The following is an 18,938-nucleotide window of genomic DNA, read 5'->3' on the forward strand; positions in this document are numbered from 1 at the left end:
GCCCGAGTCCACCCTGCGCGCGGGAAGGGAGGGGTTCACCCCCTAGGCACCCCTATGAACCCCTGGTTCCCCGGTGAGCCGGCCCAGCCGGCCCGGCAGTTCCGACCGCCGGCCGACGCCGAGCTTGCGGTAGATCCGGGTGAGGTGCTGTTCGACGGTGCTGACCGTGACGTACAGCTTGGCGGCGATCTGCCGGTTGCTCAAGCCCCGCGCGGCCAACCCGGCCACCTTGTGCTCGGCGGCGCTGAGCCCGGCGACGTCGTCCGGTCCGTCCACACCGGACTCGACGGGGGCCCGGTCGAGCAGCCGCGCCGCGCGGTCGGCGACGACCGCCCGCCCGGTGTCGGCGACGGCCCGGTAGGCGTCGCCGAGCTCGGCCGTCGCGGCGGCCAGCGCGAGCCGGTCGCCGGCCTGGCGCAGCACGTCGACCGCCTCCTCCAACAGCCGCGGCCGGTCGCGGTGGTCCGCGGCCGCCGCCCGGAGTCTCAGGCACAGCCCGCGCGTCCTGGACGGCCCGGGGTGCAGCCGCAGCAACTGCTCGTCGACCACGGCCCGCGCCGCGGAGGTCCGGCCCAGCTGGACGTGGGCCTCGGCGACGCCGAGCCGCCAGGGCACCAGGCCGGGCAGGTCGACCTCCCACCGCACGGCCAGTTCGCCGCAGCGCCGGAAGTCGGCCAGCGCCGCCTCCGGTCGCTTGGCCGCCAGCCGGTCCTGCCCGCGCGCCTCCAGGTAGGGCAGCGCGGCGACGCAGTCGAACACCGCGTCCGGCACCGGCACCGCCAGGTAGCGCGCGGCGTCCTCGACCTTGCCCAGGGCCAGTTTCGCCCGCACCAGGGTGGCCAGCGGCATCCCGACCGCGACCCCCCACTGCTCGACCGAGAAGTGGGTGAACGCCGCCCGCCCGCACCGCTCGGCCTCCTCGGCGTCACCCAGGCGCAGCGCGGTCTCGGCGCGGATGGCCGCGAACACGGCCTGCCACACCGGCCGGCAGCGGGTGGTCGTCTGCTCCACCAGCGGCACCGACCACCGGGCGGCCCGGTCCGCCCGGTCGGCGTAGACCAGGCCGGCCAGCGCGCCGGTCAGCGATTCCAGCGAGGACGGGGTGATCGCGCAGTCCCGCAGCACCTGCTCGGCCTGCTCGACGGCGTCGCCCGGGGTCTGCCGGCGCAGCAGGTCGGCCAGCACCCGCAGGCCGTCCGGCGCGGTGCCGGGGTCGCGCGGCACGTCCAGCGCCGCCCACCGGTCGCGCAGCGCCGGGAACCAGAACGAGAGCCAGTCGGCCATCCGCGCCGAGCCGGGCTGCTGGTCGAGCGCGGCGAGCCCGGCGGCGACCTCGCCGCGCCAGAACAGCCGGCTCGCCCGGCGCTGACCGTCCACCTTGGACGAACCCCGGGCCACCAGCACCTCGGTCTCGATGACCGGGTGCCGCAGCGCCCCGTCGACCACCAGCCCGGAGGCCGCCAGCGCCGCCACCGCGCCCGCGTCGGCCGGTCGTCCCTCGGCCAGCGCCGAGGCCGCCGCCACCGCCGCCGGCGCGAACCGGAACAGGCACCACCGCACGGCGCGGGCGAACGCCTGGCCCACCACCAGCCCGTCGGCACCCGCGCTGTCCGCGACGAGCGCCCGCACCAGCACCGGGTTGCCGCCGCTGGCCTGGTAGGCGGCGTCGGCCACGCGCTCGTCGCGGAACAGCTCGGTCAACGCCGCGCGGGTCAGCGGGGCCAGCTCGATCCACCGGTGGTAGGGCAGCCGCGCCAGCTCGCACTCGAACCGGGTGTCCGCCGGCCGGCCGGTGTCGCGCGCGCCGGTCAGCAGCAGCACCCGGGCCGTCCGCAACCGGCGCGCCAGGTACAGCAACCACTCCCGGGACTCGGGGTCGGCGTGGTGCACCTCGTCCACGGCCACCACGACCGGCCGGTCCTCGGCGAGGTCGAGCACCGCGTCCGCCAACCCCTTGAGGACCGCGGGCGGCACCCGCGCCCCGGCGGCGGTCGCGTGCGCGCCCTCGTCCAGCAGCCGGCACACCGCCCGCACCTCGTCGCGGTCGAGCGCGGCACCGTGGAAGAGCTGCCCGACGACCGCCAGCGGGAAGTCCCGCTCGGCCTCGGCCCCGCACGCGGCGAGCACCAGCGCGTCGCCGGCGTGCCGCAGGAACGTCTCGATCAGCTCGGTGCGCCCCACCGCCGGGGGCCCGGTGACCGTGACCACGACGCCTTCTCCCGCCGCACAACGCCGCAGCGCGGCGGTCAGCGTGCCGAATTCGCCAGTGCGCCCAACCAGGTGCATCTCGTCCATCTCCACGTCCGGGGTCGGCGGCGGTAGTCCGATCGGTGCCCCGGCCGCGCGAGGTCGACGGTGACGCGGGCACGGCGGGTCGACCGTCCCGCCGGGACGGTTCTAGGTGGTGGGGGTGGTCTCGCAGCAGTGCCGGCGCTCGCGGGAAGCACCGTGCCCGGTTGCCCGGCCGCGTTCACCGCGACCGGACCCGACCGGCCGCGAATCGCGGTGTGGCGTTCACACTTCTTGCTTGGACGGCAGGATACGAACTGGGCGGAGGCGCAGTCAACGCGAAGATCAACTCGTTCGGACCGGCCCACTCCGACACATTTTCCGGCCACTTCGACTCGTTCACGCAGAGCTTTCGGTCGCACGCGGAAAGCAACGGCAGACCGGCCGATTAGCCCGTTCCCCGCAACCGCCGTACACCCGTTCTCCGGCACCGGAGCCGCCCGGCCACCCCTGAACATCACCCGCGCATAACGTCCCACCCAATGGGCACAACCCCTATCCGACGACGTCTCGGATCGCGCGCCGACTGCCGTCCCAACCTGTGAACACCCTTGACGACAACAGCAAAAGCGCGCCACCACCCCACCCCCGGGCATTACGAAACCCAATGGGCGGTCATCAAGAATTCCGCAGTCGGCGAATCCGCGTCCCGGTGCGAATCGTTTCGGCCACAACCACCCTTTTCGGGCCGCACCCCATTCTCCGATGCGGTCACCGCGCCGGGACGGGCGCGACGTCGGGGAACGAGCCGTCGCCGAACATCACCCGGGACGCGGCGGCCCGGCCGAGCCGGGTCCGCAACACCGAGAACCCGACCTCGGCGGCGGCTGGCCTCCGCACGCCCGACAGGACGTCGCGCAGCAGCAGTCGGGTGCGGAACCGGGCACGCAACGCCGAGCCGTCGTAGTGCCGCAACACCGCCGCGTCACCGGTCCGCAGGTAGTCGCCCGCGACGGCGGCGGCGAGTTCCGCCATCCGCAGGCACGGGTCCAGCCCGCCGGCGGTCAGCGGCGACACCGCGCCGGCGGCGTCGCCCACCAGCAGCCCGGCGGCGCAGGCGATCCGCCGCAGCACGCCGTTGACCGGGATCGGCCCGCCGCGGCGGCGGACCGGCCCGACGGCCGGCGGCACGTCCGGGAACCGGGCGCGCAACGCCGCCAGCAGGCGCGGCAGCGGGCCGGGGAGCCGATCGGGCAGGCCCGCCAGGCCGAGGTGCGCGTGCTGCCCGTCGTCGACCAACCAGGCCAGGTAGCCGGGTGCCAGCGCCGGGTCGAGCACGCAGTGGAACGTCGGCACCGCGCCGCCGGCGTCGACCGGGAACACCTCCTCCACCCCGACGATCAGCCGCCGGTTGACGTCGAGCCCGAGCCGGCGCGCGACCGTCGACCGGGCCCCGTCCGCGCCGATGGTGAACCGGGCCGTGATCCCCGGCGCCGGGTAGGAGACGCCGAGCCGCACTCGCGCGCCCGCCGCCGTGGCCCGTGCCAACGCCTCCGCGTAGACCCCGGCCATGTCGGCGACGCGGTACTCGTCGTGCGGGCTGACCAACTCGACCGGTGCCCGCAGCGAGGGCGGGTAGAGCAGCACCCGGCGCACCGGCGGCCCCAGGTGCTGTTCGGGCAGCGCGAAGTCCCGCAACGTGCGCCGCACGAAGATCCCCGTGGTCCGGATGCCGACGTCCAGGCTGGTGCGGCGCTCGCACACGAGCACGTCGAAACCCTGCCGGGCCACCAGGCGCGCCGTGTGCAGCCCAGCGAGGCCGGCACCGACGACGAGCACGTCCACGGTCTCCATAGCGGCGGAAGGTAGCCACCGACGGCACCTCCGCACCCCCGCGACCACCACCCCTCCACCGAATCCGCCCAGGTCCTCCACGCGACCGGCCACTTGCGACACCGATGTGGTTTGAAACGCGGCGAAGTGCGACACCCTTGCCTGGTGAAGGTCACGCTGTGGGTGGCGTCGTGCGCGGTCGTGCTGGCGGGGTGCGCCTCGCCGGCGGCCCGGCAGGACGCCTCGGACACCGCCGCCCGCTTCCTCGCCGCCGCGCGCGACGGCGACACCGCCGCCGCGTGCGCGCTGCTCACCCCCCGGACCAGGGACGATCTCGCCTTCGCCGAAGGGCGTCCGTGCGCCGAAATGCTGCCCGCGGACCGCCTCGGCGGCACCGTGGAGGACGCCGACACCTGGTCCGACGAGGCCCGGGTCACCACCGACCAGGGCGCGGTCTACCTGACCGGTTTCGACTCCGGCTGGCTGGTCTCGGCGGCGGGCTGCCGGGCCGGCGACGACGAGCCCGACCAGTGCGCGGTGGGTTGACGTGCGCCGGGCGATCTTCGTCGTCTACCTGGCCGTCGTCCTCGCCGGCCTGGGCTACTTCCTCGTCGTCGGGTTGCTCCGGCTCTAGCACCGGGAGGCACGGGTGAAGCGGGTTCTGCGCGACAACGGCCTGGGCATCGCGTTCGGGCTGCTGTTCCTGGCCGCGCTCGTCGGCCAGGCGATCGCCGGGAACGCCGACTACAACGACCACCAGACCGCCTCGGGCGGGCAGAGCGCGTCCCTGGGCGAGTACGTCACCTCCAGCTCCTTCGCCGTGGACGTGGCCGAGAACTGGCAGTCGGAGTACCTCCAGTTCACCCTCTACATCTTCGCCACCGTCTGGCTGGTCCAGCGCGGCTCGCCGGAGTCCAAGACCACCGACCGGATCGGCGGCGAGACCGACGAGCAGCAGCAGCTCGGTCGGCACACCACACCGGACTCGCCGCCGTGGGCCCGTGCGGGCGGCCTGCGCACGGCGGTGTTCTCGAACTCGCTGGGCCTGGTCATGGGCGCGCTGTTCGTCCTGTCGTGGTTGGCGCAGTCGGTCGCCGGCGTGGTCGTGCGCAACGCCGAGCTCCTGGGCCGCCACCAGGCCCCGGTGAGCTGGCTCGAGTACCTCGGCAGCGCCGACTTCTGGAACCGCACCCTGCAGAACTGGCAGTCGGAGTTCCTGGCCATCGGCTCGATGGTCGTCCTGAGCATCTACCTGCGCCAACGCGGCTCCCCGGAGTCCAAGCCGGTCGGCGCGCCGCACGTGACCACCGACGAGTCGGGCTGACCCGGCATCGCGCCGGTTTGGCGAGGCACCCGACGCGGGAACCATGTCCGCATGTCCTCAGCGCACACACCGGTCGCCCGGATGGGCACCGAAACCCTCGGCGACGTGGTCGTGCTCCGGGTGGTCGGCGACGTCGACCTCGCCAACAGCGACCAGTTGCGCGACCTCGGCGTGAGCCTGCTCGACGGTGCCGCCGCCGCGCTCGTGCTCGACCTGACCGAGGTGGGCTTCTTCGCCTCCTCGGGCATCGCCGCGCTCGCCCACCTGCACGGCCACAACCGGGGCAACGGCCGGCACCCGATCCACGTCGCGGTCGGCGAGCACGTCCGGCGCACGCTCGAGATGACCGCCATGCACACGCTCCTGCCCCTGCACGACACCGCGGAACAGGCGCTGGACGCCGCCCGGGAGGACATCGACTGAGCGTCCCGACCGGCCGAACCACCTACCGGACGACCGCGCCGCAGCCCACCACCGGCTCGTCCGCGCTCGCCGCCACGACCGGGTTGCGCCCGCCGGTCGACGGCACCACGCCCGGCCGGCCCGCCGCGCGATGTCCGCCGGGTCGAGCCTCGCCGTCACGGCGGCCCGAGGCCGTTGCCGTCCGGTGGCGTCACCTCGTCCGGCGGCACCGCTTCCCGGTGGTCGGCCCAGAGCAGGTGGCGCACCCGGGGCGGCTCGGCGGCGAGGTCCCGGGCGATCAGCTCCACCTCGACCTCGGTGCCGGTGCCACGTTCGAGGTGTTGGCGCAGGTGCTCCTGCCAGGTGGCGACGGTGAACGTCTCCAGGTACAGCTCCGGGTCCTCGGAGTCGCGGAACAGGCCCCACTGCGTCGCCCCGGTCCGCCTGCGCGACCGGCCGACCTTCCGCATGACCTCGACGAACGCCGCCGCCCGCGCGCCGTCGACCCGCCACCGCACGGTCACCAGCACCGGGCCGCGGCCGACGTCGGCGAGTTCCGGCGGCGCGTCCCACAGGCTCGCCGGCGACGTGTCGAGCTGCCGCTCGGTCAGCGGCAGCAGCCGCGCCGCCACCACGACGACCAGCACCATCGCGACCGCCGGCACGACCAGCGCGCTGCGCACGCCCAGCACGTCGGCGACCGAGCCCCACAGCAGCGCCCCGACGGCCTGGCCGCCCATGAACACCAGCTGGTAGTAGGCCAGCGCCCGCGCCCTGGTCCACGCCGGGAGCAGGACCTGCGCGGTGGCGTTGAGCGTGGACAGCACGGCGATCCAGCCGGCCCCGGCCACCAGCATCGCGGGCACCGCGACCAGCACCGACGAGGTCAGCGCGGCCACCGCCAGCGCCACCGCGTACGCGCCGGTGGCGAGCGTGATCAACAGGTTCTTCCCAGTACGCCGCAGCAGCCGGGGCACCACGAACGCACCGCAGATCGCCCCGACCCCGACACTGCCGAGCAGCACGCCGTACCCGCCCGCGTCCAACCCCAGCGGACCGCGCGCGACGGCGGGCAGCAACGCCCACAACGCGCTGCCGAACACCACGAACAGCACCGACCGCACCAGCACCCGCCGGTACAGCGGCGCGCTGCGCACGTACCGCGCGCCCGTCCGCACGGCGGTCACCACGTGCTCCGCGCCCAACGGCCGGTGGTCGGAGGGCCGTCGCCACCGCCACAGCACCAGCAGCACGCCGAGGAACGACACGGTGTTGAACGCGAACGCGGCCTCCGGCCCGGCCGCCGCGATCAGCACGCCGCCCAGCGCGGGCCCGAGGGCGCGGCCGACGTTCATGTTCACGCCGTTGAGCAGCGCCGCGCGGGGGATCTCCGCGCGCGGCACCAGTTCCGGCTGGATGGCCTGGAACGACGGCATCGCCAGCGCCTGCCCGACGCCCATCAGCGCGATCAGCGCCAGCAACAGGGCCGGTGTGGTCCCGCCGGCCGCCGTGAGCCCGGCCAGGCCCGCCGCGCCGGCCAGCATCAGCGACTGGCCGCCGATCAGCACGCTGCGGCGGTCGAGGATGTCCCCGACCGCGCCGGACGGCACGACCAGCAGGAACACCGGCACCGTGGTCGCCGCCTGGACCAGCGCCACCTCCAGGGCTCCGCCGCCGAGGTCGCCCATCAGCCACTGCGCGCCCACGGTCTGCGCCCAGGTGCCGATGTTGGACGCGAACTGCGCCAGCCACAACGCCCGGTAGGCGGGCCGCCGCAGCGGTGCCCACGCCGAATCGCCGCCCATCCGCCTGGCCTCCGCCGCTCGGGGGTCTTGGGGTCCCGGGTGCGGTCATACCCCCGGAACGATCTCCCGACCAGCCGGAACCGCCCCGACGGGGCCGGTGTCAGCCCGCTTCGCGCCCTTCGACGGCCGAGCCGCCCGCGTCGGCACCGGGGTCGGGCTCGGCGAGCCGGGCCACGGCGGCGTCGATCGACGACACCACGGTCACCACGTGGTTGAGCGCCGTCGTCCACAGCAGGCGGACCAGCTTGTGGTCCTCGGCGAGCACCACGACCAGCTCGCGCCCGTCCTCGTGCAGCCGGTGGTGGGTGCGGATCAGCGCGGACAGCCCGACCGAGGCCAGGAAGCCCGCGGCGTCGAGGTCGACGGCGAGCATCCGCGCCTCCGACTCGGCGGTCAGCGCCAGCCCCTCGTCCAGCCCTTCGTCCAGGGCCGCCACCGTGGCCTGGTCGATGTCGCCCCCGACCGTGACCCGGACCACGCGCCCGTCGGCGACGGTGTCGACCCGCGCCCACGGCGTGCTGTCGGGTTCGGTGGTCTCGCTCGGCTCGGCCGGTGGTGTGGCGCTGTCGCCCACGTTCGCTCCTCGTTCTCTGTGACAGGTGGACTTCAAACGGAGATCACGCCGTCGTGCGGGCGCGTCGCTCCGCGATCGTGGAGGCGCTCCGGGCCCGTTCCGGCGGGCACGGCCACGGGGCCGCCACGTCCCGTTCCACCAGCGTAGACGTCTGGTCGCCGACCGGCGTGCCGAAGACACCCGGCGGGTCCGCGCGGCCTGAGACCCGTCCCGACGACAGCGCGTGCTCGATGCCGACCATGGCGCTCGGATACCCCGCTTCGGCGCGCCGAACCCTGGCCCAGCCGATCAGGGGATGCCGCCGCAGGCTCCCCTCCCGACGCGTTCACCCGACCGGGCGCGCGGCCACTCGTCCGTGGGTGTGCATCGGGCCGGCTTGGGTACCCGACCGCCATGGCCGTGGCATCCAGGTTGGACACCGTACGGGCGGTGACGCGAGTGCTGTTGCCGACCGTCGCCAAGGGAGTCGTCGTGCGGCGGCCGGCGGTGATGGGACTCGCCGAGCGCTTGCAGGTCGACGGGTCGGCCATCGCCACCATGCGCGCCCTGCGGGCTCGCTACGGGCCGGAGCCGCTGCGGTTGCGCATCACCGGGCGCAGCGTCGTGCTCCTGCTCGACCCGCACGACGTGGAGCGGGTCCTGGCCGAGTCGCCGGAGCCGTTCGCCCTGGCCACCCGGGAGAAGCGCGCCGCGCTGGAGCACTTCCAGCCGCACGGCTCGCTGGTGTCGCGAGGCCCGGCCCGCGACCGGCGGCGGCGGTTCAACGAGGAGGTGCTGCGCCCCGGCCGGATCGACGCCGCCGCCGTGGCCCGGGACGAGGCGGACCTGCTCGTCCGGCACGCCGCGAGCACCGGCGTCCTGGACTGGGAGGGGTTCGCCCAGGCGTGGTGGCGGTTGGCGCGCCGGATCGTGCTCGGGCTCGGCGCGCGCAACGACGACGCGCTCACCGACGACTTGAAGACGTTGCGGCAGCACGGGAACTGGGCCTACCTGCACCCGCGCCGGGACCGGTTGCGCGAGCGGTTCGACCGCCGGCTGCGCGCCCACCTCGACCGCGCCGAACCCGGCAGCCTCGCCTCGCTCGCCGACCCGGACGCCCTGCGGGAACAGGTGCCGCACTGGCTGTTCGCGTTCGACGCGGCGGGGATCGTGACCATGCGCGCCCTCGCGCTCGGCGGTGAGGGCGCGGCGGGCATCCTGGAAGCCGCGCGCCTGTGGCCGACCACACCGGTCATCCTCCGCGAGAGCACGCGGCCCACCCGCTGGCACGGCACCGTCCTGCCGCGCGGCACCACGTTCATCGTGTTCACGCCGTACTTCCACCGTGACCCGGACCGCCTGCCCTACGCCGACCGGTACGCGCCGGAGATCTGGCCGCACCCCGACGACCCGGCCCTGGTGCCGTTCAGCGCCGGCCCCGGCGTGTGCCCCGGCCGCGACCTGGTGCTGACCACCGCGGGCACGACGCTCGACGCGCTGCGCGCCGGCCTGTCGTTCCCGCACCTGGACGCGCCCCTCCCGGCCACGCTCGACCACTTCCGCCTGAGGTTCCCCGTCACCCGCTCCGCCCCGGCGCGCAGCTAGCAGCCGCACCCACCGACCGGGTGCGCCCCGAGGTGGATCCGCCGTGCACCCCCAGCCCGGAGGTCGACCCTTGTCCGACGAACGCCCGGCGTTCCCCGCACGCCTGCTGCTCGCCGCGGCGGTGGCCCTGCCCGGCGCCTACCTGGGCGCGGCGGACTACCTGGGCCTGCCGCACCCGCACCTGCCCGACCCAGTGGCCGCCGCCGTGTTCGGCCTCGCGATCGTCGGGGCCGCGTTCGTGCTGTCCTGGGCCGCGGAGGCCGCGCAGGTCGACGTCAGCGCGGGGGTGGCCATCGCCCTGCTCGCGCTGGTCGCCGTGCTCCCGGAGTACGCGGTCGACCTGGTGTTCACCTTCCAGGCGGGGCAGGAGTTCGCGCAGCAGGGGACGTGCACGCCGCCACCGGGCCAGGCCGACCCGTGCTCGCTCGCGCTGGCGAACATGACCGGGGCCAACCGGGTCCTGGTCGGCATCGGCTGGCCGCTGGTGGTGCTCGTGGCCGCGATCGCGGTGCGGCGGGCCAAGCACGACAGCGAGTCGACCCACCGGGGCCGGGTGGCGCTCCCGCCGGTGATGTCGGCCGAAGTCGTGTTCCTGGGCATCGCCACCCTGTACTCGCTGAGCCTGCCGCTGCGGTCGTCGCTGACCGTCGTGGACGGCGCGGTGCTGGTGGCGATCTTCGCCGGTTACGTGTGGCGGCTGTCCAAGGCACCGGTCGAGAAGCCGCACCTGCTGGGCGTGGCCGCGTGGGTGGGCGAGCGGGCGCGCGCGTCACGGCGGTGGTGGGTGACCGGCATGTTCGCCTTCGCCGGCCTGGTCATCCTGGCCACCGCCGAGCACTTCGCGACCCGCCTCGTGCAGACCGGCACCGGTCTGGGCGTCGACGAGTTCCTGCTGGTCCAGTGGGTCGCGCCGCTGTCCAGCGAGTCGCCGGAGCTGATCGTGGCCTGCCTCTACGCCGCGCGCCTGGCGGCGTCGCAGTCGCTGGGCACCCTGCTGTCCAGCAAGGTCAACCAGTGGACGCTGCTGGTCGGCACCATGCCGGTGGTGTTCGCGCTGTCCAGCGGCGGGTGGCACGGCCTGCCCCTGGACGACCACCAGCGGCTGGAACTGCTCGTCACCGCCGCCCAGTCGCTGTTCGCGATCAGCCTGCTGACCGACCTGGCGCTCACGACCGCGGGCGCGGTGACGCTGTTCGCGCTGTTCGCCGCCCAGTTCACGGCGAGCATCGTGCTCCCCGCCGAGACCAACAGGTTCGTCGTCCTCGGCCTCTCCGCGCTCTACGCCGGCTTGGCCATCGCCCAGTTGGTCCGCCGCCGACACCGTGCCCTGCGCACCGCCCGGGACGGCCTGCTGACCCCGCTCCCCCGACTGGCCGAGCGGCCCTGACCCTGCGGGCCCCGGTGCTGGACGACGCGGCTCAGGTGCTCAACAGCTCGACGACCGCCTTCTCCACGGTCTCCCGATCACCGTCCACGTCCGCCAGCACGACGCCCTTGCCGTACAGCTCCACCAACCGGGGGTCCACATAGGACTTGCGGGCGACCGCCGGGGTGTTGCCCAGGTGCTCGGAGACCTCCCGCATGACGGCCGCCTCCACCCGTTTGCGCCCGCGCTGCGACGACGGCCGCTCCGCGCGGGCCAGGGCCACCGCCGCCAGCACCATCGCGTGCCAGGTCCGCAGGTCCTTGACCGAGTACTCCTGCCCCACCAGGTCCTTGAACCGCTCGTTGGCCTCCTCCGCCGTCACCTCGCCCCCGGCGCGGTCCACCAGCAGCCGGTCGTCCCCGGACCGGCCCCGCCGCAGCACCTTCACCGCCCGCGCCAGGTCCTCGTCCACCACCCGGGTGCAGAACTCGATCCCGCCCTTGGCCGGGTAGCAGAAGTCCATGGCGGAGCCGCGCACCCCGACGTGCGAGCACAGCAGCGTGGTCACGCCGTGCGTTCCGTTGTCCTCGGCGGAGGACTCGCCACCGACCCGGAACACCCCGTGGTCCAACATGGCCAGAGCCACCGCCACGACCCGATCGTGCTCCCGTCCGCGCCCCCGCAACGCCCGTCCCACCTCGGCCCGGAACTCGGGCAGCAACGGCGCCAACGTCACCACCCGTTCGTACTTCTCCTCGTCCCGCTCCCGCCGCCACCGCTCGTGGTAGAGGTACTGCCGACGCCCGGCGGAGTCCGTGCCGACGGCCTGGAGGTGCCCGTTGGCGTGCGGGCAGATCCACACGTCGCGCCAGGCGGGCGGAATCGCCAAGGACTTGATGCGGGCCAGTTCGGCGGCGTCCGGGACGCTCCCGTCGGCACTCTCGTAACTGAACCCGCGCCCCCGCGCACGCCGCCGCCAACCAGGCCCGCCGGGGTCACTGCGCCGCAATCTCACCCTGGCGACATTCCCCGCCACCACGACGTGAAACGTCCGGGCTCCCCACCCCTTTCCGGTCGGGGCCGGCCCGCTCCGGTGGCCGGGCGTTGTCGGCCCTCGCTCCTACCATGGTGGCCATGGCCGACGACGTGCTCGACTACGCCCGACCCGGACCGTTCACGAGCCTGGCCCCGGCGCAGCTCCGGCTGGTCGAGAGCCTGCCGGAGGACCCCGTCGGGATCTGCGCCGCCGCGCAGGGGCTGGTCATCCAGCCCGCCGACGCCGTCGCGGCCGGGCTGCCGGAGGAGCGGATCGCGGAGAAGGAGATCCGGCCGGTGCACGAGTTGGTCGCCGTGCTGACGGCGCTCGACCCGGCGCCGCTGCACCAGGCCCGCGCCCCGCGGGCGCGGGTGGTCGGGACGTGCCGGCACTTCGCCACCATCGCCTGCGCGTTCCTGCGGGCGCGGGGGCATCCCCGCCCGGACCCGGTACGGCTTCGGGACCTGCTTCCAGGAGGGGCTCGGGCTCGACCACTCGATCACCGAGTACTGGCGGGCAGAGGAGGGCCGCTGGGTGCGGGTCGACACCGAGCACCTGGGCGGGGCCCACGTCGACCGCCCCGACGACCTCGCGCCGGGCGAGTTCCTGACCGGAGGGGAGGCGTGGGTGCGGTACCGCCGAGGGCTGGTCGACGGACGCGACTTCGGCGTGGCCGGTGTCGACCACGCCCGGGGGCCGGCCGAGATCAGCGGCAACGTGGTCCGCGACCTCGCGGCGCTGGGCAAGCGCGAAACCCTGAACTGGGACGAGTGGGGCCGGATGACCGCCGCCTACGAGGGCACGACCGGCCCCGACTACGACCTGCTCGTGGACGAGGTCGCCGAGGCCTGTGCCCGGGACGAGCCGGCGGCCCTGCTCCGGCTGTCCGCCCGGGACGAGTTGGCCTGCCCGATCAGGTGAGCACGAACGGATCCGGAGAGGAACACCGAATGCCCGACCTGATCGCGCCCACCACCCGGCTGCACAGCGCCTGGCTCGACGCGCACGCCGAGTGGGGGCCGGGCCTGCACGAGGACGGTTTCGGGCTGGCCCCGACCGACGAGGTCGACTCGCCGGCCGGGTTCGCGGCCTGGGTGGCGCGGCTGACCGCCGAGTCCGACCGGGCCACCTGCCGGTGGATCGTCGAGGACGGCCGGGTGCTCGGCGGGATCGCCTTGCGGCACCGGTGGGACGACCACGTGCGGTGGGCCGGCCACGTCGGCTTCGGCGTCCGGCCGACCGCACGGCGGCGCGGCGTGGCCGGGTGGGCGCTGGGGCGGATCCTGGTGGACGCGCGACGGGTCGGCCTGGACCGGGTGCTGGTGGTCTGCGCGACCGGCAACACCGCCTCGGCGAAGACGATCGAACGGCTCGGCGGCGTTTTCGAGGAGGTCCGCGACACCCAGTACGGCCCCGTGCGCCGCTACTGGATCGAGCTCGCCCGGCCCGGCGGGTGACCGGCGTCCCCTGTGGATGGACGCCGGCCACCGCGCCGGCCCGGGGTCAGCGGTTCGCGCGGATCGTCTCGTGGATCCAGCGGGCGTGGGCGGGCACGTTGGTGTAGAGGCCGGGCCCGTTGGCGCAGACCGCATCCGCGTCACCGGGGCCCGAGGTGGTGCCGATCAGCTCCCACCGGCCGCCCTTCCCGCGCTGCACCTGGGGGCCGCCGGAGTCGCCGACGCACGCCATCGCGCCGGGCTTGCGGCTGACCGTGCACAGCCGGGTCGGGTCGGCGTAGCCGGGCGCGCACTCGGACTCCGCGCCGCGACGGGTGTCGAGCTGCTGGAGCCGGTCGGGGAACACCGCCTTGGTGATGTCGACCGTGTCGAGCGTCGTGCCGAAGCCCAGCAGCCGGGTCGGGGTGCCGGGCGCGCCGGGGCGGGAGGCGATCCGGATCGGCTGCTGGAGGACCGGGCGGTCCAGCCGCACCAGCGCGATGTCGCCGCGGTTGGGCTGCCCCAGCCGGTAGTCCGGGTGGAGCACCGTGCGGTCGATGGCGCGCACGGAGCCGCCGGAGGTCCGCCGCTCACTGCCGATGCGGACGATCCCGTCGGGCACCGCACCGGTCCCCGCCGCGTCGACGCAGTGCGCGGCCGTGACCACCCACCGGGGGTGGATCAACGCCGCCCCGCAGACCCCCTTGACCCCGCCCAGCGCGGGCACGGTCTCCGGGATGGACGCCATGAACTGGTAGCGCTCGGTGGAGTCCTTCCCGTTGACGACGGCACTGGCGCCGCCGGTCGTCAAGGTCGTGCAGACCCCGACCGCCACGGCGACGGCGGCGGCCCGCAACAGGGTGCGGCGCATGGACTTCACTGTGGGCATCGGCTTCCTTCGTTCGGTGTTCGGTGTTCGGTGTTCGGTGTTCGGTGTTCGGTGTTCGGTGTTCGGTACGAGCATCGCCGCCCACCGCGCACCGCTCCATCCGGACACCTGGCCGGTCCCCGGTAGCCACCGCGCGACCGCCGGGGTGGTGCCTGCACCACCATCGGCCGACGGCCACGTCCGCGACGGCGAACGATCACCGAACCGGCCGGCTCCGGACGAAGTCCTGTTAACCCGGGCGTGTCACGGTGGCGACATGACCGTCGGTGACCAGGCCAACGCCAGCGACCGCCACCCCCCACCCGACGCCGGGCAGCGGTTCCACGCGTTGATGGAGACCGTCGTGCGCCGGCTGCCGTTCGGTCTGGCCCGCGTCGTCCCGCCGAGCCTGCTCGGTTTCGCGGTGATCAACGGCTTCACGTTCGCCGTCGACCTGCTGCTGCTCACGTTGCTGCACAGCGTCGTGGGGTTGCCGGTGCCGGTCAGCTTCACGATCGCCTACGTCCTGGCGTTCGGGCTGAGCTTCGTGCTCAACCGGGCGATGAACTTCCGCTCGCACGCACCGGTCGGGCCGCAGGCGGTGCTGTACGGGGTGGCGATCCTGGTCAACTACCTGGCGTTCATCCTCGGTGTCGGCAGCGGGCTCGCGGCGCTCGGCGTGCAGTACCACCTGTCCCGCCTCGCCGCCGGCATGTGCGAGGCCGTGTACATGTACTGCGTGATGCGCTGGGTCATCTTCCGCGACACCCGGACGCCCTGACCCGCCGGGAAACGCGGGTGCGCCCGGCCCTGGGGGTGCGCCAGGATCTCCCGTGTGGACGATCTGGAGCACGTGACCGCCTGGGCGCGGACGCCGGACCGGAGCGACGTGATGCCCGTGCTGGCACGGCTCGCCGACGACGACGTGGCCGGCGCGAGGGCGCTCGCCGCGCTGGCCGGCAACCCGCGTGCGGTGATCCACCTGGACGATGTCGTCCGGCGGGACTGGTGGTGGTGTTCGGCGCACCGCGAGGCGCGCGAGTTCCCCGTCCCGCGACGGCGGTTGGACGACCCCGCGCTGTCGCCGTTGGCGCTCGCGTTGGCGAGCGCGCACCGCGACGGCCGCGTGCGTGAGCGGGCCGTCGCGGCGATCGTGGCGCGACCGCTGCCCGACCTGGTGCCGTTCCTGGTGGTGCGCACCGCCGACTGGGTGCCGGAGGTGCGACGCAGGGCACGGGCGGGCCTCGCGCTCGTGCTGGACGACGAGCCCGGACTGCTGCCCTCCGCGCTCGGTGTCGGCCTGCGGGTCGAGGACTGGGGGCGGGGGTCGTTCGTCCAGCGGCAACTCGTCGCCGCCGCGGCGGCGACGGACCTGTCGCCGCTGCTGTCCTCGTCGGACCCGCAGGTGCGCTGGTTCGCCTTCACGCAGGGCCGGTGGCGTACCGATCGACTGGTCGACCTCGCGCTCACCGGCGCGCACGTCCGCCTGCGGGCGGGGGCGGCCGAGGCGGCGGCCCGGGAAGCGGTGTGGACCAACCGGGTCGCGCTGCTGCGGCGGCTGTCCGGGAGCGGGCACGCCGAGGTGCGGTCGCAGGCGCTCGCGGGCCTGACCCGCCTGGGGCACGACACCGAGGTGGCCGCATTCCTGGAGGACCGGTCGTCGCTGGTGCGTGCGCTGGCCAGGGCGTCGGCGGCGCGGATCGGCGTCGACCCGCTCGCGCACTACCGGTCGGTGGTGTCGCGCGGCGCGCTCGACGGGCTCGGCGAGATCGGCTCGGAGGCCGACGCCGGCTACCTCGTCGGGCTGTTCGGCCACCCGGTGCCGATGGTGCGCGCGCGTGCCGTGCGGGCGCTGCGGCTGCTGCGCGTCGAAATCGACGACGATGTGGTGCCGCTGCTGCGCGATCCGTCGCCCGCGGTCGTGCGGGAGGCGGCGCGGGCCGTGCGGCGGGTGCCGGACGGGTTGGTGTGGGAACTGCTGGCAGATGAACGGCCGGTGGTGCGCCGGGCGGGTTACCTGCTGGCCCAGCGGTCGTGCACGGCGGACTGGCTGCGCGCGGCGCTCACCGCCGCCGTCGACCCGGACCCGAAGCCGGCGCGGCGCGCGGTGGCCGACACCGTCCGCTTCGCGCGCCACACGCGAAAGTGGATGCTCGCGGACGAACTGCCGCGTGAGCACCTGCCGGAACTGCGCCGGCTGCTCGACCGGGCCGTGCCCGCGCTCGAAGCGGACGTGGTCGACCGGTTGCGCGCGCTGCTGGCGTGACCGCTACTGCCAGGCTTCACGTTGCCGGTCCAGCCCGTCGAGGATCAGGTCGAGCCCCACGTCGAACTCGGCGGTGTAGGCGTAACCGGGCTTGAGCGCGCGGTCCGCGATCGTCTCGGCGAGGTGCGGGAACTCCGCGTGGGGAAGCTCTCGCATGATCGAGCCCGCCACGTCCTCGAAGCCCGCCGACGAGGTGAACGGCAGGCTGAGTTCCTGGAGCGTGAACCCGTAGAGGTAGCTGTCCAGCACCGAGACCGCGTGCGCGGCGCCGGCGATCGAGAAGCCGCCTGAGCGCAGGCTGCCCAGCACCGCGTCGTGGTGGCGCAGGGTGGCGTGGCCGGGGTTGGTCCGGGAGTCCATCAGGCTGATCGCCCACGGGTGGCGGGTCAGCGCGCCGCGCATCGAGACCGCCCGCTGCCGCATCGCGGACCGCCAGTCGATGCCCGGCGCGGGGAGTTCGACCTCGCCGAACACGAGGTCCACCATGCCGTCGAGGATCAGGTCCTTGGTGCGGAAGTGGTGGTAGAGCGACATCGCCTCGACGCCGAGCCGCTCAGCGAGCTTGCGCATGCTCGGCACCCCGCTGCCCGCCTCGTCGGCGAGCGCGACCGCCGTGCGCAGCACCACCTCCTTGCTCAGCGCGGTGCGGCGCGGCGGGTCGGCCGGCGGCGTGACCACGGGGTCCTCCTTGTCCGGGACGGCTGCGCCCCTTGACAACCTTACACTGCAAGGTTGTACCTTACGGCGTAAGGGAGCCAGTCGGCGAGGCGAGGAGGCGGTCGTGGAGACGGGTTCGGACAGAGCCGGTGCGGGCAAGAGGGTGTGCGTGGTCGGCGCGTCCGGGAAGCTTGGTCAGTACCTGGTGCGCCACGCACTGGACCGGGGGTACGAGGTCGTGGGCGTGTGCCGCGAGCAGAGCGTGCCCAAGCTCGCCGGGTTCGAGGGGCGGATCACCGTCGTACCCGGGCCGACGAACGACCGCTCGGTCATCGCGCGGGCGGTGGACGGCTGCGACGCCGTGCTGACCGTGCTGGTGCCGTGGGGGCGCGACCACTACGCGTCCGGCACGGCGCAGGCCGTGCTCGACCACGCACGTCCGGGCGCACGCCTGGTGTTCTCGTGCGGCTGGCACATCAGCCGTGACGGCCAGGACGTGTACTCCCGCGGCTTCAAGGTGTACGCGGCGGTGTTCGGCCGGCTGGCGAAGCTCGCCGGGGTCGTGGACGTCGACGACCAGGTGGACGCCTGCCGCCGGGTCTTCGCCAGCGACACCGCGTGGACGGTCGTGCGCGGCAGTGACCTGGAGGAGGGCGAGAGCCAGGGCCTGCCGGTGTGGAGCGGGCACGTGGGCGATCCGGTTCTCGCGAGCAACCTGACCCGGCGCGTGGACTACTCCCGTTTCATGGTCGAAGCGGTCGAGGACGACACCCTGGTCCACCAGGCCCCGGCCGTCGTCGGCAGGCTCACCCCCTCGGCGCTGGCCCACGCCGAGCGGACCGGCCCGTGAGGACGCCCCGGACGCTCGCCCGGGTCACGGGCGTGCTGTACCTGCTCGTCGCGGTGTTCACCGGCTTCGCCGGCGTGGTGAACACGAGCGTCGTCGTGGAGGGCGACGCGGCGGCGACGGCCGACAACATCCGCGCGTCGGCGGGCCTGTACCGCCTCGGGTTCGTCAGCGAACTGGTGGGAGCGGTGGCTTTCCTGCTCACCGGCATGGCCCTGTACCTGCTGCTGAGGCACGTCGACAGGTTCGTGGCCGCCGCGCTGGTCGTCTTCGTCGCGGTCGGCGTCGCGCTGCAGACCCTCAACCTGCTCAACCAGAAGACGGCGCTCACCCTCGCGGTGGGCGGGGCCGACGCCGGTTCCGACCGGCTCACCGCGCTGTTCGCCGAGATGCAGCGCGACGGGTACCTCATCGCCCAGACGTACTTCGGCCTGTGGCTGCTCCCGCTGGGCTACCTGGTGCTGAAGTCGGACTACTTCCCCCGGCCGTTGGGCGTCCTGCTGATGGCCGGGTGCTGCGGCCACCTCGTGGACGTGTTCGGGCGCTTCCTGGCCCCCGGTTTCGGCGCGGCCGTCTCGCCGTTCGCGCTGGCCGCGGCGGCGGTCGCGGAACTCTCGTTCATCGGGTGGCTGCTGATCAAGGCGGTGCCCGGCTCACCGGTACCCGACTGAACAGAGACCAGGCCGGGTCGCGCCCGGTCACGAACCAGGG

At 74.3% G+C, this 18,938-nt stretch carries 20 protein-coding genes; 11 read left to right on the top strand and 9 right to left on the bottom strand.

Features of this window, described 5'->3' with window-relative positions:
- Positions 1-42: 42 nt before the first annotated feature.
- Positions 43-2,295 carry a helix-turn-helix transcriptional regulator gene (locus tag BN6_RS42250; RefSeq protein WP_148302973.1) on the bottom strand — a complete coding sequence of 751 codons (2,253 nt, stop codon included), beginning with the start codon at positions 2,293-2,295 and terminating at the stop codon, positions 43-45.
- 705 nt (positions 2,296-3,000) lie between these two features.
- Complete coding sequence (locus tag BN6_RS22945; protein ID WP_041313685.1) at positions 3,001-4,083, bottom strand: FAD-dependent oxidoreductase; 1,083 nt, start codon at positions 4,081-4,083, stop codon at positions 3,001-3,003.
- A gap of 144 nt (positions 4,084-4,227) precedes the next feature.
- Here BN6_RS22945 and BN6_RS42255 point away from each other — a divergent pair, with 144 nt between their 5' ends.
- The 3 genes from BN6_RS42255 (at position 4,228) to BN6_RS22960 (ending at position 5,809) form a co-directional block, all read left to right on the top strand.
- The gene (locus BN6_RS42255; RefSeq protein WP_051075688.1) at positions 4,228-4,608 is read left to right on the top strand and encodes a hypothetical protein; all 381 of its coding nucleotides are present in this window, start codon (positions 4,228-4,230) and stop codon (positions 4,606-4,608) included.
- A gap of 103 nt (positions 4,609-4,711) precedes the next feature.
- Positions 4,712-5,386 carry a DUF6766 family protein gene (locus tag BN6_RS22955; protein ID WP_015102134.1) on the top strand — a complete coding sequence of 225 codons (675 nt, stop codon included), beginning with the start codon at positions 4,712-4,714 and terminating at the stop codon, positions 5,384-5,386.
- Positions 5,387-5,437: 51 nt separating this feature from the next.
- Positions 5,438-5,809: an STAS domain-containing protein gene (locus tag BN6_RS22960; RefSeq protein ID WP_015102135.1), complete on the top strand. Its 372-nt coding sequence runs from the start codon at positions 5,438-5,440 to the stop codon at positions 5,807-5,809.
- Between the two features lie 155 nt (positions 5,810-5,964).
- Here the strand turns inward: BN6_RS22960 and BN6_RS22965 are convergent, their stop codons facing one another.
- From BN6_RS22965 to BN6_RS22975, 3 genes are all read right to left on the bottom strand, one after another.
- Entirely contained in the window at positions 5,965-7,593 is a 1,629-nt protein-coding gene (locus BN6_RS22965) for an MFS transporter (protein ID WP_015102136.1), read from the bottom strand.
- A 100-nt stretch (positions 7,594-7,693) separates the two neighbouring features.
- On the bottom strand, positions 7,694-8,167 hold the full coding sequence (locus tag BN6_RS42260) for an STAS domain-containing protein (protein WP_015102137.1): 474 nt from the start codon (positions 8,165-8,167) through the stop codon (positions 7,694-7,696).
- 43 nt (positions 8,168-8,210) lie between these two features.
- Positions 8,211-8,408 carry a hypothetical protein gene (locus tag BN6_RS22975; RefSeq protein ID WP_041313688.1) on the bottom strand — a complete coding sequence of 66 codons (198 nt, stop codon included), beginning with the start codon at positions 8,406-8,408 and terminating at the stop codon, positions 8,211-8,213.
- Positions 8,409-8,560: 152 nt separating this feature from the next.
- Between BN6_RS22975 and BN6_RS22980 the strand changes: the two genes are divergently transcribed.
- Positions 8,561-9,751 (top strand): cytochrome P450, encoded by a 1,191-nt coding sequence (locus BN6_RS22980; RefSeq protein ID WP_015102138.1) that lies wholly within the window; start codon positions 8,561-8,563, stop codon positions 9,749-9,751.
- Between the two features lie 70 nt (positions 9,752-9,821).
- The gene (locus BN6_RS22985; protein WP_041313690.1) at positions 9,822-11,138 is read left to right on the top strand and encodes a sodium:proton exchanger; all 1,317 of its coding nucleotides are present in this window, start codon (positions 9,822-9,824) and stop codon (positions 11,136-11,138) included.
- Positions 11,139-11,169: 31 nt separating this feature from the next.
- Here the strand turns inward: BN6_RS22985 and BN6_RS22990 are convergent, their stop codons facing one another.
- Positions 11,170-12,132: a DNA topoisomerase IB gene (locus tag BN6_RS22990; RefSeq protein WP_015102140.1), complete on the bottom strand. Its 963-nt coding sequence runs from the start codon at positions 12,130-12,132 to the stop codon at positions 11,170-11,172.
- 139 nt (positions 12,133-12,271) lie between these two features.
- Positions 12,272-12,556, bottom strand: coding sequence for a hypothetical protein (locus BN6_RS48020; RefSeq protein WP_197540175.1), 285 nt, complete (start codon positions 12,554-12,556; stop codon positions 12,272-12,274).
- Between the two features lie 131 nt (positions 12,557-12,687).
- On the opposite strand from BN6_RS48020, the gene BN6_RS48025 reads away from it, so the two are divergent.
- Together BN6_RS48025 and BN6_RS23000 are read left to right on the top strand one after the other, a co-directional pair.
- On the top strand, positions 12,688-13,074 hold the full coding sequence (locus BN6_RS48025) for a hypothetical protein (protein ID WP_015102141.1): 387 nt from the start codon (positions 12,688-12,690) through the stop codon (positions 13,072-13,074).
- A gap of 29 nt (positions 13,075-13,103) precedes the next feature.
- Positions 13,104-13,610, top strand: coding sequence for a GNAT family N-acetyltransferase (locus tag BN6_RS23000; protein ID WP_015102142.1), 507 nt, complete (start codon positions 13,104-13,106; stop codon positions 13,608-13,610).
- 46 nt (positions 13,611-13,656) lie between these two features.
- Here BN6_RS23000 and BN6_RS23005 read toward each other — a convergent pair whose 3' ends face one another.
- Complete coding sequence (locus tag BN6_RS23005) at positions 13,657-14,478, bottom strand: S1 family peptidase (RefSeq protein WP_015102143.1); 822 nt, start codon at positions 14,476-14,478, stop codon at positions 13,657-13,659.
- A gap of 331 nt (positions 14,479-14,809) precedes the next feature.
- Here BN6_RS23005 and BN6_RS23010 point away from each other — a divergent pair, with 331 nt between their 5' ends.
- Positions 14,810-15,238 (top strand): GtrA family protein, encoded by a 429-nt coding sequence (locus tag BN6_RS23010; RefSeq protein WP_051076023.1) that lies wholly within the window; start codon positions 14,810-14,812, stop codon positions 15,236-15,238.
- A gap of 54 nt (positions 15,239-15,292) precedes the next feature.
- The gene (locus tag BN6_RS23015) at positions 15,293-16,723 is read left to right on the top strand and encodes a hypothetical protein (protein ID WP_051075689.1); all 1,431 of its coding nucleotides are present in this window, start codon (positions 15,293-15,295) and stop codon (positions 16,721-16,723) included.
- 3 nt (positions 16,724-16,726) lie between these two features.
- On the opposite strand, the gene BN6_RS23020 is transcribed toward BN6_RS23015, so the two are convergent.
- Complete coding sequence (locus tag BN6_RS23020) at positions 16,727-17,401, bottom strand: TetR/AcrR family transcriptional regulator (RefSeq protein ID WP_015102146.1); 675 nt, start codon at positions 17,399-17,401, stop codon at positions 16,727-16,729.
- 103 nt (positions 17,402-17,504) lie between these two features.
- Between BN6_RS23020 and BN6_RS23025 the strand changes: the two genes are divergently transcribed.
- Positions 17,505-18,230 (top strand): NAD(P)-dependent oxidoreductase, encoded by a 726-nt coding sequence (locus tag BN6_RS23025; RefSeq protein WP_015102147.1) that lies wholly within the window; start codon positions 17,505-17,507, stop codon positions 18,228-18,230.
- Entirely contained in the window at positions 18,227-18,898 is a 672-nt protein-coding gene (locus BN6_RS23030; RefSeq protein ID WP_015102148.1) for a DUF4386 domain-containing protein, read from the top strand. The genes BN6_RS23025 and BN6_RS23030 overlap by 4 nt, the downstream gene beginning before the upstream one ends.
- The last annotated feature ends 40 nt before the right edge of the window (positions 18,899-18,938 follow it).

The sequence above is a fragment of the Saccharothrix espanaensis DSM 44229 genome (assembly GCF_000328705.1).
Classification (GTDB): domain Bacteria; phylum Actinomycetota; class Actinomycetes; order Mycobacteriales; family Pseudonocardiaceae; genus Actinosynnema; species Actinosynnema espanaense.

Excerpts from the sequence above, each read along its gene's own strand:
- BN6_RS22965 (WP_015102136.1), bottom strand. The coding sequence starts at position 7,593 with ATGGGCGGCGATTCGGCGTGGGCACCGCTGCGGCGGCCCGCCTACCGG.
- BN6_RS22980 (WP_015102138.1), top strand. The coding sequence starts at position 8,561 with ATGGCCGTGGCATCCAGGTTGGACACCGTACGGGCGGTGACGCGAGTG.
- BN6_RS22975 (WP_041313688.1), bottom strand. The coding sequence starts at position 8,408 with ATGGTCGGCATCGAGCACGCGCTGTCGTCGGGACGGGTCTCAGGCCGC.
- BN6_RS23000 (WP_015102142.1), top strand. The coding sequence starts at position 13,104 with ATGCCCGACCTGATCGCGCCCACCACCCGGCTGCACAGCGCCTGGCTC.
- BN6_RS42250 (WP_148302973.1), bottom strand. The coding sequence starts at position 2,295 with ATGGACGAGATGCACCTGGTTGGGCGCACTGGCGAATTCGGCACGCTG.
- BN6_RS48020 (WP_197540175.1), bottom strand. The coding sequence starts at position 12,556 with ATGGTGGCGAAGTGCCGGCACGTCCCGACCACCCGCGCCCGCGGGGCG.
- BN6_RS22960 (WP_015102135.1), top strand. The coding sequence starts at position 5,438 with ATGTCCTCAGCGCACACACCGGTCGCCCGGATGGGCACCGAAACCCTC.
- BN6_RS23005 (WP_015102143.1), bottom strand. The coding sequence starts at position 14,478 with ATGCCCACAGTGAAGTCCATGCGCCGCACCCTGTTGCGGGCCGCCGCC.
- BN6_RS22945 (WP_041313685.1), bottom strand. The coding sequence starts at position 4,083 with ATGGAGACCGTGGACGTGCTCGTCGTCGGTGCCGGCCTCGCTGGGCTG.
- BN6_RS23010 (WP_051076023.1), top strand. The coding sequence starts at position 14,810 with ATGGAGACCGTCGTGCGCCGGCTGCCGTTCGGTCTGGCCCGCGTCGTC.